Here is a 13,758-nt window from a genome sequence, read left to right on the forward strand (position 1 = left end):
TTTAAAATTAAAAGTTAATGTTAAAACCAATAGTAAACCTTCTTACTCTTGGTCTAAATCCATAATAAATTCCGTTTGTTCCAACTTCAGGATCGTATCCTTTAAAACTTGTGAAGGTGTGAAGGTTAGTTGCATTTAGGTATGCTTTAAGGGATTTTATACCAATATCAGGAAAATTGAAAGTATAAGCTAAATTAACATTTTGAATCCTTAAAAAACTACCATCTGCTAAGTACCAATCAGAAAACAAAGGTGTTCCTCTATCGCCTCTTAAACTTGGCCATGAGTTTGTTGTGTTTTCTCCAGTCCATCTTAAAGGTTTCTCTGTTACTCTCTCAAACTTCCTTGTATCTAAAATATCATATCCGAAAGCTCCATTAAAAAGAGTAGAAATCTTAAACTTTTTGTATTCAAAATTTAATGCTAAACTTCCAGTAAAATCAGGATTTGGGTCTCCAATTATAACTCTATCATCAGATGTAATGATTCCATCACCAGATAGATCGGCATAATAAGGGTCTCCAGGTTGATTTACAGATGCATACGTTGGAAAATTTTGGGCTTGGTCATTATTTTGGATGATACCTAGTTGTTTATATCCATAAAATACATTTAAGGGTTTTCCTAATGCATAAACTGAAATAGTTTGAGAACCAAAAGTGTTTTCTAGACTAAGACCTGTATCTAAGAATTTATTTTCGAAAAAATCTGTTATCAAGCCCGCATTAGCCTCTGAACCTATCGAAATAATTTCATTTCGATTTCTATTAAATGTTAGTGTTCCAGAAAGAGACAACTCTTGTTTTTTTAATAGAACTGCCTCTAATGTTACATCTACCCCTTTATTATCAATTTCACCATCGTTAACCAACATAAAATCAAAACCAGATGATAATGGGAGTACTTGATCTCTTAGTAAATCTGTTGTATTCTTGTAATAATAGTCAAACGTAACCTTTAATTTACTATCAAAAGCTTCAAAATCTGTTCCAATATTTAATTGAGCTGTAGATTCCCACTTAAGATTGTTATTTGCAATTCCTCTCCATTGAAACAACCTTCCTCCTGAAGAAGAATTTACACCTGGCCCAATAACAGTTTGCCACTGAGAACCATTGTAAAACTGGTCTTCTCCGAATCTAGATTGTGTTGAATACGCCTCTATACCGTCATTCCCAGAAACCCCATAACTAGCTCTTATTTTAAATTGGTTTATTTTATCAAAATGCTGCATAAACCTCTCGTCTAAAAGATTCCATGCTAAAGCTCCTGATGGAAAAAAGCCCCATTTACTATTTTTACCAAATTTAGAAGAACCATCAAATCTACCTGTTAATGTTAGTAAATACTTACTGTTTATAGAATAGTTAAGTCTTCCATAATATGAACTTAACCCCGTATTAAATTGAAAATTATCTACAAACTGATTTTCAACAGATGCACTTGATAGATTCTCATTTCCTAAAACATCATTAAGGAAATTCCTACCTTCTAAAAATAAACGCCTATCATTTGTAGATTGCTCAGAATTTCCAATCATAATAGTATAATTATGATTTTTAAAAGAATTTTTGTAGGTAATATAGTTTTCGAAAACTCTTTTAGAATCGGTTGTATTTTCAATACTTCCAATACCATCGTAAACTTGAGATAATGTTGATGGTAAATAATAATCTTTAATATTGGTGCCTGATTTAATATTGGCTCTTGAATTAAATGTAATTTGATCTGTAATTTTCCAATCTAAAAAACCTGAAACTAAAAAGTCTTCACTTTTGGTTTCATCAGTTATCTTTCCTCTTCTATATGCGGGATGAAAAAAATCGTTATCTGAAACCAAGTAAAAGCCTTCAGCTGGATTATTTGAATTATAAACCGGCCATAAAGGATTCCGTGTGTAATTCGTGAAATTATTATTTCTAAATTTTATGTTTGTATATGTTGTATTTAAAGTAAACTTTAAATTGTTTAGTAGTTTAATATTAAAAGTAGAAAACAAGTTAATTTTTTCGTAATTATTATCAATTTTACTCCCCTCTTGGCTCCAATGATTTAAATTAACATTGTATTTAATTTTATCTGAACCACCATAAACACCTAGATTAGTGTTTTGTATCTCACTTGACTTTCTGTAAACATAATCAGTCCAATCGGTATAATAAGGCCAATCTCCAGATCTAATTTGCTCTAAAGAAGGGTAGAAACCACCTTGTAACTCCTCATCTCCCGATGCACCAACATAAGGCACAACACCACCACCATTAATAGCATTTTCATTGGCTAACTCAGCCATTAATAATGTATTTTTCCATACATTCTCAAAATCTTTATTAAATGAAGAAGTTGTAGTTTGGGAAGTCAAGTATATGTTCATCCTATTTGCCTTACCTTGCTTTCTAGTAACTATAATTACACCATTTGCTCCTTGCGAGCCATAAATAGCTGAGGCAGACGCATCTTTTAAAACCTCTATAGATTCAATATCAGCAGGGTTTATCTCATCTAAACCTCCGGGATAAGGAAAGCCATCTATAACAATTAAAGGGGATGCGTTCCCTTTAATTGTACTAGAACCTCTTATTCTTAGGGTAGCTTGGCTACCTGGTTCATCAGATGTGTTTATAACATTTAATCCAGCTACTCTTCCTTGTAATAACTCCCCAGCATTTGAAGCAGGTATCCCTTTAATCTGCTCTGCCTTTACAGTGCTTACAGAACCTGTTAAGTCCTTTTTTCTAACATTTCCATAACCAATAATTACAATTTCATCCAAACTAGTTGAACTTTCTACTAAAATGACATTAATAATGTTTTTTTGGGAAACGAGAATATCCTGAGTTAAAAAACCAAGGTATGAGAAGCTTAAAATAGATTTTCTACTATTTACGCTAATAGTAAATTTACCGTCAAAATCAGTAACTGTAGCGTTTTTTGTATCTTTTTCAAAAACAGAAACTTGAGGAAGAAATTCTCCTTTCTGAGATAAAACTGTTCCTTTTATTTCTATCTTCTGAGCTACTCCTATAAAAGACAATAAAAAAAATAAGAAAATAAAATTAAGTTTTTTAAATGTTATCATAAATTAGACAGTTTTATTATTTTGTAAAAATATTAATATTGAAATTTCAAATATTTGTTAATTAACCAAATTAATGATACTATTATGAAAACAAATTAACAACTTCGAACAATAAAAAGTTTTAAACAGTATTATTTTTTGTCACAATTTATAAAATTGATTTAAAAATATTAGAAATATCGGTTTCATTCATTTTAGTAAGATTATAAGATAATAATCTTGACTGCTTTAATGTTCCTGTTGTTAGAGTATTTATATCTTTTTCAGTAATATTATAATCCGATAATTTAGTACTTAAGTTTAATTCTTTAATTAAACTTTCAATTTGATTAATTAAATAATTAGCTGCTTCTAGATCAGTACTGAAAATTACTTCTGAATTAATTATTCTAGACAAATCTGCATATAATGAAGTTGCCTTTTTTAAATTAAAACGCATTACAGGAATCATAACTAAAGCATTACTTTCTCCATGTGGTAAATTAAAAGAAACACCTAAAGGATATGATAATGCATGAACAGCACCAACACTGGCATTAGCAAATGCAAGACCTGCCAATGAAGACCCAATTAGCATATTTCTTCTTGACACTATGTTTGTACCTTTAAAAGTTGCTGTTTTTATATTATTAAACAACAATACAAATGCTTTTTTAGCTAAATTATCTGAAATGACATTCTTTCTAACTCCTGAGGTATAGGCCTCAATTGCATGAACCATAGCGTCAACACCTGTAGCTGCAGTTATTTTAGGTGGCAGTCCTGTGGTTAACTTTGCATCCAATAAAACAATATCGCATATTAAATGAGTATCAACTATTGGAGATTTACTTCCATCATCAGAAGTTACAACAGCAACCGGAGTAACCTCAGATCCAGTTCCAGAGGTGGTTGGTATTAAAGCAAGTGGTAATCTATCTCCTATCACTTTATTTACACCATAAATTTCTTCAATATTTTGAGGCGATTTTAATAAAACAGCAGCAATTTTAGCAATATCCATTGGGCTACCTCCACCAAAACCAACTACATAAGTGATTTCATGATTTTTACAAAATTCTACTATTTCTCTAACTGTTGATACTTTTGGTTCTGGTGCTACTTGATCAAAAACAAAAATATTAGCATCATTCTTTTCTAATGCTTTTATTGCTGGAGTTGCTATGTTTAGATTTATTAAATTTCTATCTGTAACAAATAAAACATTCCCTGTAATCTTCAACTCTTTATAAGTATCAACTTGATAAGTACAACTATCTCTTAAAACTATTTTATTCGGTGTGTTATATTCAAAATTTTCCATAAATAATTTTCTAATTTAAATCTCCAATACATCTGTATTTAACTTCTTGCCACTCTACTAATCCTTCACTTCCGCCATTTCGTCCTATTCCAGATTGTTTATAACCTCCAAAAGGAGCTCTAGGCGTTGAAAAAGAAACAGTATTCTCACCAATTATACCAGCCTTTAAAGCCTCTGAAACTCTCCAAGACCTTTTCCTGTCGTTTGAGTAAAAATATGCAGCCAAACCATGAATAGAATTATTTGCTAGCTTTATAACTTCTTCTTCAGAATCAAACTTTTGAATCATTGTTAATGGTCCAAAAATTTCACATTGACAAGGCATCATTTCATCAGATGCATTCGCTATAACTGTTGGTTCAAAAAAGCTTTTACCTAGTTTATGCCTTTTACCTCCAGTTAACAATTCTCCTCCCTTCAAAAGGGAATCTTTTATATAATTTTCCATATTTTCTGATGCCTCAATTGAAATTAATGGCCCCATATCAACGTCAGCGTCTAGACCATTTCCAACCTTAAGTAATTCAACTTTTTTAATAAATTTAACTATAAAATCATTATAAATACCTTTTTGAATAAAGACTCTATTAGTAGCAACACAAGCTTGTCCAGAATTCCTATACTTAGAAGAAATTAATCCTGTTAAAGCCGCATCTATATCTGCATCATCAAAAACTATAAACGGTGCATTTCCTCCTAGTTCAAGACTCATTTTCTTTACAGATTCCATTGCTTTTTTTGCAAGCATTATACCGGTAGCTGTAGATCCTGTAAAACTTATTTTATTTATTTTTAAATGAGATGTCAAAACATCTCCTATTTTTGGGGTATTTTTTTTATCACCAGTAATTACAGATAAGACACCTAGAGGTAAACCAGCATCAATTGCTAATTTGACTAAGGCTAAAGGCGTTAAAGGTGTCAATTCTGATGGTTTTATTACTACAGTACATCCTGCGGCTAAAGCTGGTGCAACTTCTCTCATAACCATTAGTGCTGGAAAATTCCAAGGTGTTATTGTTGCTCCAACACCAAGAGGCTCATGTGTAATTAATATTTTTTGATCTGTTTGATGCGCAGGCATCATTCTTCCTATTGGTCTTTGAGCTTCTTCTGCATACCAATCTAAAAAACTTGCCGAATAAACTATTTCACCTATTGACTCTTTTATAGTCTTTCCCTGTTCCATCGTCATTATTACAGCTAAATCATCTTTATTCTCTCTAATTAATTCAGCCCAACTTCTTAGTATATTAGACCTAAAATCTACAGTCTGATTTTTCCACATTTGAAAAGCTTCATTAGCAATTTCTATAGCCTTTATCGTCTCATGCTCTCCCATATTCGGAAGTGTACCAATACTCTCATTTGTAGCAGGATTCATTATATTAAATGTACTTTTATCAAAAGCATTACACCAATCTCCAATGATTGCCTTTGAACATAATAAGTCTTTATTTTTAATAATCATTTTTTTTAAATTTTACTAATTACTACTTAATCCTACTGTTAAACCTCCACATACAAATAGAGTTTGACCCGTAATAAAACTACAATTATCGTCTAGAAAAAAATTAACAGCATTACCTATATCAGCAGGAGTACCTATTCTTTTGACAGGTATAGCGTTAATTATTTCTTTTGTTTTAGAGCTTTCAGGTGGATTATTTTTTTTAAAAGCGTCTGTTTCAATTGGGCCTGGTGCAATTGTATTAACTGTAATTCCCTTAGAAGCTAACTCCAAAGACCATGTTTTAGACATTGCTGATAAAGCTCCCTTACTCCCAGAGTATGCGGTTCTTAATTCTTTTCCAAGAATTGTTCTACTTGTAATTGAAACTACACGACCGAAATTTGCATTTTTCATTGCCGGTAATAAACTTTGTAAACACAGAGTTGCCACCCAAGTATTAAGTGAAATCACTTTATTAAAATCTTCAAAACTAGTATCCTCTATAGGACTTGGTAATACAATGCCAACATTATTTATAAGTCTTAGTATTTTAAATTTACTTGTAACCTTATCAAGTACTTTTCTAGTTTCTATTTGATTAGAGAGATCTACTTTAAAAAAAAGTATACCTTCAGTATTTTCAGGTTCTACAACATCTAACACAATAGGACTATATCCCATTTTTAAAATTTCTTTTACAATACCTGCACCTATACCTAGGGCTCCCCCTGTTATTAAAACATATTTATGCTTCATCTTTTAATTTTATTTAAAATTTTACTGATAGTATTATTACCAAAATTAAATGAAAAATACTTTTAATTGTTAAGGATTCATAAAAACATTAGAAATCGACAGATTTAACGAAATCTTTGATTTCTTATGATAATGATTACTATATTTTGAATAATATCTTTGTAAAAATAATTTTCTTATTGATAAAAAAAAGATTAAATGACTGAATTTCTTAGTTTAGAAAAAGCAATACAAAAGTATGTAAAACCAAAAACTAGTGTTGCTTTAGAAGGGTTTACCCACCTAATACCTCACGCTGCAGGTTTAGAAATCATAAGGCAAAAAATTAATGATTTGCACTTATTTAGAATGACACCAGATATAATTTATGATCAATTGATTGGAATGGGATGCGTTAGCAAACTAACATTTTCTTGGGGTGGTAACCCTGGGGTTGGTTCTTTACATAGATTCAGAGATGCTTATGAAAATGAATTTCCAAATAAAATTGAATTTAAAGAACATGCGCATTCCGCTATGGCAAATGCATATGCAGCGGGAGCATCTGGGTTACCTTGTGCTATTTTTAAAGGATACTTAGGAACAAGTTACCCAGATATAAATGATGATATAAAATTTATGAAATGTCCTTTTTCTGAAGAAAAACTAACAATTATACCATCAATAAGACCTGATATTGGAATTATTCATGCCCAAAAAGCAGATAATAATGGTAATATTTGGATTAAAGGTATTTCAGGCAGTCAAAAAGAAGTATTAATGGCTTCAAAAAAAACAATCGTAACCGTTGAGGAAATTGTTGATATAATTGATGAAAAGAATGGTGGAACAATAATACCTAGGTGGGTAATTAATGCTATTTGTGTTGAACCTAATGGAGCATTTCCATCTTATGCAGAGGGATACTATAATCGTTATAATGCATTTTATAAAGAATGGGATACAATAAGTAAAGACCGTAAAACATTTAATAACTGGATGAATAAATTCGTCTTATCAACTAAAAATTATACGGAGTTTTTTAAAAAAATAAATAATGAAGAATAAAAATTTTACTTCTAAAGAAATGATGGTTGTCTCAGCATCTAGATTCCTTAAAGATGATGATATTGTTTTTATAGGAATAGGACTTCCAAGTCTAGCCGCAAATTTAGCAAAAAGAGTACAAGCGCCAAATATATCTATGATCTATGAAAGCGGAACATTAGATACAAAGCCAGAAAGACTGCCTTTATCTATTGGAGATGATGAATTAAGTAAAAAAGCTTTAGCTGTTATTTCTGTACCTGAGGTTTTTAACTATTACCTTCAGGGAGGTAAAATTGAAATTGGATTTTTAGGAGCGGCTCAGGTAGATAAATTTGGAAATATAAATACTACTATAATAGGTAAAGACTATAAAAATCCAAAAGTTAGACTACCAGGAGCTGGTGGAGCTCCTGAAATAGCTGCTTTTTGTAAAGACACATTAATTATGTTAAGACAAACAAAAAGAAACTTTGTAAATAAATTAGATTTTATTACTTCTGTAGGCTATGCTGATGGTAATAATAGTAGAGATAAATTAAATTTTGTTAGTAATGGTCCAAAAGCTATCATTACAGATTTAGGAATATTAGAACCTTGTAAAGTTACTCAAGAATTTATTTTAACACATATTCATGAAGGAGTAAGTATACAGGAGGTTAAAGATGCAACAGGTTGGCCATTAAAAATATCTGAAAATATTATAACTACCTCTTCTCCTTCATTAAAAGAATTAGAAATTTTAAGAAAATTAGAGGCTACACAAAATTAAAACAGATGAATAGAGTATATTTATATGACGGAATAAGATCTCCTTTTGGAAAATATGGGGGAGAATTAAGTACTACCAGACCTGATGACTTGATGGCTTATATATTAAAGAAATTAGTTGAGAGAAATAATAATATAAAAGACTTAATTGAAGATGTAGTAATTGGAGATTCTAATCAAGCAGGAGAAGATTCTAGAAACATTGCAAGAAACTCAGCATTATTAAGTGGAATATCAATAAATTCAGGTGGTATTACTGTAAATAGACTTTGTGGCAGTGGTTTAGCCGCTGTTCATCTTGCAACAAACTCATTAAAGTGTAATGAAGGTGAATTATATATTGCTGGAGGTGTAGAGAGTATGACTAGAGCTCCATTAATAATATCAAAAACTGAAAAAGCTTTTACAAGAAATATTGATGTAGCTGATTCTACAATTGGATGGAGATTTCCAAATAAAAACCTTTTGGATAGATTTGGTACCCACACTATGCCAGAAACATCAGATAATATTGGAAAAAAACTAAAAATCACAAGAGATGAAAGTGATTTATTTGCTTATCAATCTCAAATGAAATACAAGAATGCCCTAGAAACAGGATTTTTTGATGATGAAATTTTACCTTTTAAAATATTAGCTAGAAATAAAAGAGAGAATGAATTTATAATGACTGCAGACCAACATCCAAGGCTAAATACCTCATTAGAAGGGTTATCTAAATTAAAACCGATTAACAAGAACGGTGTGGCAACAGCAGGTAATTCATCAGGTATTAATGATGGTGCAGCGGCAATTTTATTAGGTACAGCTGCAATGAGCAATTTGTTAGGTAAAGAGCCAATAGTAGAAATAGTAGCTCACGCAGTATCTGGAGTAGAACCTATGTATATGGGACTTGGACCTGTAAAAGCATCTGAAAAAGTTTTAAAAAGAGCAGGATTAACAATTAATGATATGGATATTATAGAAATAAATGAAGCTTTCTCTACTCAAGTATTAGGTTGTTTAAAATCTCTAAAATTATCTTTTTCAGATAGCAGAATTAATCCTAATGGTGGCGCTATAGCTATTGGTCACCCGCTAGGAGCTTCTGGAGCTAGATTATTAATAACAGCAAGTAGAGAATTAAGAAGAATTGGAGGTAAATATGCTTTAGTTAGTTTATGTATTGGTATAGGACAAGGAATAGCTACTATCATTAAAAACCCTGATGTTAATTAATATCTCATTTTAAATATGCTTTTACCTTTAATATTCTAAGTTGATTAATTTGATTTTGACTTTCAGCATTAATATTCCTTATTTTACTTTTCATTTCTGTAAAATCTAAAAAATTATTTTTTTTGGAATCATAGGGTTCCCATGTATTTAAACCTTTTTTATTTGGATTTCCAGTTTTTGCAAATTGAACCCAATAAGAAATCATATTTTCGGCTACTTTATAGTCCTTTTTCTTAAAAGTATCATTTAAGTTATTGAACACATATTTTATTTCAGCACCATGGACAGCTCCTAACTTTGGATACTTTCTATTAGGCACAGAAAAACGATATTGATAAACTTGAGAAGATACATTATCCATACCTTTTAACAAATGTAATGAAGGCTCTAAAAACCAAGCATCAGTTATATATCGACTAACTGCTAATTTTACACTCTTATAAGAATTTGTAAAATAAAATTCTGAAATATGCTCTGCCCGAGAGGCATAAAAACTTTCTAAGCTTTTGGTAATGTCACTAATAGTTTTTTGTTTTATAAAGTTCCAATAATAATTACCTTCATCTTTATTTGTACCAATAATTATAGGAACGTCTGCTTGATTCCCTTTCATAAAAACAGATTCTTGAAAATCTTCTAATAGCCACCCATCAACTGTTATTCTTGTCTCATAGTAAGGTTCATCTCTTGTAATTAATTTTGCATCTAAAGCTCTTAACTTTTTAAGGGTATTTGTATCCTTTTTTGTCAAGTACTTTTTAGACCAATTTAAACCCAACGATTCAGCACTTGGAATGTTTGCGATTCCTTTTTTTAAATACGTAATATTTGGTTTTGCTGTATTAGACATAAAACCAAACATCCAAGGACTTTGAAGAATCGCTTTATGAAAAAGACCTTTTGATTGTTTAGAAGAGCATAGAACACTTACACAGGTTCCGCCTGCAGATTCACCAAAAATGGTTACATTCTCTGGATCTCCTCCAAATTTTGAAATATTTTTTTTTATCCATTTTAAAGCTAAAATCTGATCTAAAATTCCATAATTACCAGAGACCCCGTTTTCAGATTCTGCAGATAACTCTGGATGTGCTAAAAAACCTAATTGACCTAATCTATAATTTAAACTCACAAGTACAACACCTTTCTTAGCAAATTCAGATCCATCAGAATTTTCTCTAATACCAGTACCCATATTTAAACCACCTCCATGTATCCAAACCATTACTGGGACCTTTTTTTCATTATTTAAATTTGTTGAAAATATATTTAAATATAAGCAGTCTTCACTCATATTTTGAATTCCTGAACCGTTTACCCTCTGAGGGCATATAGGGCCTGGTGAATCACAAACTTTAACTCCCTCCCATTTATCCTCTTTTTGTGGAGCTCTCCACCTCAGATCTCCTACTGGAGGCTTTGCATATGGTATTCCTTTAAAAACGACTAGATTATTTTTAGCATCTTTTAATTCTCCTTTTAGGAAACCTGACTCTATTTTAACTAATGGAGTATCTACAATCTCTTGTTGTCCATATATTAAAGAACCATTCATAGTGAGAAAAAGAAAAAAGTATTTTACAAATTGATATTTACTTGAAAATTTTAGCATAATTTAAAAATTTAAAGGAATAAAAACCACCATTAAAGACTGTAGAATAAAAAAAATCAAAAAAGGAATAACCAAATACCCCATAACATCTCTAGCCTGTATTTTTATTCCAGCACCCATAATAGGTATAACTAATAATAAATAAAATGGCTGTAATAAATTAGTTAGACTTTCACCATATGCAATAGATAGAGACGCTTTTGCAATCATCTCTGTAACTTGTAACTGTGATAAATTAGCCCCAATCTCTTTAACCGCCTCTATAACACTGGGTCCAATTACAGCATATTCACCTCCACCAGATGGGATTGCAAAATTTACAATACCACCTATTAAATAAGAAAAAAAAGGGTATGTTTCTATTGTGGCAACTGAAGAAATTAATCCTGCTAAACTTTTGCCTAATCCAGTATTGGTCATTATTCCCATAATACCTGCATAAAAAGGAAACTGAAATAAAATTCCAGAAATATTACTACTTGCTCTTTTAATTGATATACTATATCTCATTGGAGTTTTATGAAGAAGTAAACCTAAAATTATAAAAGTAAAAATCATAATATTTAGATTTAAATCAAATCCATTTTTATAAAAATGATAACTAATAAAGTACCCTCCCATCAATACAATTATAATTGGCAATAAAGAATTATTATTAAGTGAATCAGATAAAGCTTTAATAGATAATTTTAAATCAGCTGCTTCCTCTTTAATTGTTTTCTCAATTTGTAAAGTTTTGTCACCTAACATATCTTTTAATTCTCTTGTATTTTTTTTTGGAATTAAAAGAACCATTAAAAGTGGAGTCACAATTATATAAAGTAATAACATAAAAACATTTAGTGTTGAACCTAATGTATATAATGTTGATATTGTACTGGGTATAATACCACCCTCTATCATATAATTACCTTTGGTATTCAAAAGCAAAGGTATAGAGCTTGATAAACCAGTAACCCAGCTATTATTTGAGAAATATACGCAAGCAATTAAATAAGGATAATGAACTCCTTTTACTCTCAATGCAAGTTCTCTTGCAAAAACTGCTGCAATTACTATCCACCCCCAACTTATCATTGATAATAACACACCTATTATTATAACAAAAAAATAAACCTGTTTGGGAGTTTTTATAAAACTGGTTATAGAGTTAATACCTTTTTTAATTAATGGTGAAAGAGCAATACTATATCCTGTTATTATTAATAATGTCATTTGCATCCCAAACTCTAGTAACATCCAAAAGCCATCATACCAGGAGTTAACTACCTCAAAAAGAGATTTATTTAACCCTAAAAGAGCCAGAAGAGATACTAATATTGTTAATATTAAAGCAAATACAAAAGAGTCTGGCATGTATTTTTTAAATACATCCGTAAATTTTTCTCCAATATTATTATGCATAATTATTTTTTTTGAATTATTTATTAATTGTAAAAAAAATGAAATTAATCAATTCATAATAGTATCATAATGTTCTATTGTAATACTATTATGAATTTATACTCGTTTAATATTTGAATTTTATTTTTTTAAAAAAAAATATTTGTATTATTACTCATAATATAAATTTAGAAAAATTTAATTATATGGAGATAATTAAAGCAAATAGAATGGTAACTCCTTTAAATAACAATAACTTTTTTTCCATTCTTAATTATACAAAAGCAAAGTTTACTTTTCCAATTCATTTTCATCCAGAATATGAGCTTAAATTGGTAATGAATGCAAGTGGGAAGAGAATAATTGGGGATTCTAACTTAAGTTTTGAAGTAAATGATTTGGTTTTAGTAGGTCCCAACACCCCTCATGTTTGGGCTGCAAAACCAATAGGGAAATATGCTCATGTAATTACAATACATTTTAATGCTGAAAGTTTTCTTAGTAATTCATTTCTTGATAAAGATTCTTCATTCAATCTAAAAGAACTTCTAAAAAATTCTAAAAGAGGTGTCTTATTTTCAAAAGAAGCAATAGAAAACATATCTAATAGTATTATATTATTATCTACTTTAAATTATGATTTTAACTCCATTTTAAAACTTCTATCTATTTTACATCAATTATCTATATCAAAAAACCAAAAATTATTAGCATCATCAAACTACAAAGGTCCAGTAAGAAACACCTATAACTTGAGAGTTAAAAAAGTAATAACTTTTATTGAAAATAACTTTCAAAATCAAATCAGAATTAAAGACATATCAAAAATAATCTCTATGTCTGAATCTGCGTTCAGTCATTTTTTCAAAAAAACAACTAACAAATCTTTTACAGACTTCTTAACAGAGTATAGAATAGGGAATGCTTCTAAATTACTTCTCGAATCTGAAAAAAACATTTCTGAAATATGCTATTCTAGCGGTTTTAACAATCTATCTAATTTTAACAGAATTTTTAAGAGAATGAGAGGTTGTAGTCCAAAAGAATTTAGACAGAAGCATAACTTAACAAGATTATTTTAAGGGGTTTCTCAGAAATCCACTCATTATACTATCAGTATATAACATAATTGACAAATATGATTTATTACCAAA

Annotated in this window: 10 protein-coding genes; 4 read left to right on the forward strand and 6 right to left on the reverse strand. The window is 30.0% G+C overall.

The genetic code is table 11. From position 1 onward, the window contains the following. Positions 1-7 precede the first annotated feature (7 nt). From WHD54_RS02590 to WHD54_RS02605, 4 genes are all read right to left on the reverse strand, one after another. Complete coding sequence (locus tag WHD54_RS02590) at positions 8-3,079, reverse strand: SusC/RagA family TonB-linked outer membrane protein (RefSeq protein WP_088323103.1); 3,072 nt, start codon at positions 3,077-3,079, stop codon at positions 8-10. A 148-nt stretch (positions 3,080-3,227) separates the two neighbouring features. Beyond that, positions 3,228-4,382 (reverse strand): iron-containing alcohol dehydrogenase, encoded by a 1,155-nt coding sequence (locus tag WHD54_RS02595; protein ID WP_088323104.1) that lies wholly within the window; start codon positions 4,380-4,382, stop codon positions 3,228-3,230. A gap of 10 nt (positions 4,383-4,392) precedes the next feature. Further along, positions 4,393-5,853: an NAD-dependent succinate-semialdehyde dehydrogenase gene (locus WHD54_RS02600; protein WP_088323105.1), complete on the reverse strand. Its 1,461-nt coding sequence runs from the start codon at positions 5,851-5,853 to the stop codon at positions 4,393-4,395. A 15-nt stretch (positions 5,854-5,868) separates the two neighbouring features. Further along, positions 5,869-6,591, reverse strand: coding sequence for an SDR family oxidoreductase (locus WHD54_RS02605; protein WP_088323106.1), 723 nt, complete (start codon positions 6,589-6,591; stop codon positions 5,869-5,871). A gap of 198 nt (positions 6,592-6,789) precedes the next feature. Between WHD54_RS02605 and WHD54_RS02610 the strand changes: the two genes are divergently transcribed. From WHD54_RS02610 to WHD54_RS02620, 3 genes are read left to right on the forward strand one after another with little or no spacing between them, the layout of a single operon-like run. Then, positions 6,790-7,638 carry a CoA transferase subunit A gene (locus tag WHD54_RS02610; protein ID WP_088323107.1) on the forward strand — a complete coding sequence of 283 codons (849 nt, stop codon included), beginning with the start codon at positions 6,790-6,792 and terminating at the stop codon, positions 7,636-7,638. After that, on the forward strand, positions 7,628-8,389 hold the full coding sequence (locus WHD54_RS02615) for a CoA-transferase subunit beta (protein WP_088323108.1): 762 nt from the start codon (positions 7,628-7,630) through the stop codon (positions 8,387-8,389). The genes WHD54_RS02610 and WHD54_RS02615 overlap by 11 nt, the downstream gene beginning before the upstream one ends. 5 nt (positions 8,390-8,394) lie before the next feature. Next, on the forward strand, positions 8,395-9,609 hold the full coding sequence (locus WHD54_RS02620) for an acetyl-CoA C-acyltransferase (protein WP_088323109.1): 1,215 nt from the start codon (positions 8,395-8,397) through the stop codon (positions 9,607-9,609). A gap of 4 nt (positions 9,610-9,613) precedes the next feature. Here the strand turns inward: WHD54_RS02620 and WHD54_RS02625 are convergent, their stop codons facing one another. Together WHD54_RS02625 and WHD54_RS02630 are read right to left on the reverse strand one after the other, a co-directional pair. After that, positions 9,614-11,221, reverse strand: a complete 1,608-nt coding sequence (locus WHD54_RS02625) for a carboxylesterase/lipase family protein (RefSeq protein WP_088323110.1) — start codon at positions 11,219-11,221, stop codon at positions 9,614-9,616. A gap of 3 nt (positions 11,222-11,224) precedes the next feature. Continuing rightward, on the reverse strand, positions 11,225-12,625 hold the full coding sequence (locus tag WHD54_RS02630) for a short-chain fatty acid transporter (RefSeq protein WP_088323111.1): 1,401 nt from the start codon (positions 12,623-12,625) through the stop codon (positions 11,225-11,227). A 185-nt stretch (positions 12,626-12,810) separates the two neighbouring features. On the opposite strand from WHD54_RS02630, the gene WHD54_RS02635 reads away from it, so the two are divergent. Then, entirely contained in the window at positions 12,811-13,686 is an 876-nt protein-coding gene (locus WHD54_RS02635) for an AraC family transcriptional regulator (RefSeq protein ID WP_088323359.1), read from the forward strand. Positions 13,687-13,758: the final 72 nt, after the last annotated feature.

The sequence above is a fragment of the Polaribacter tangerinus genome, from assembly GCF_038024095.1.
Lineage (GTDB): Bacteria > Bacteroidota > Bacteroidia > Flavobacteriales > Flavobacteriaceae > Polaribacter > Polaribacter tangerinus.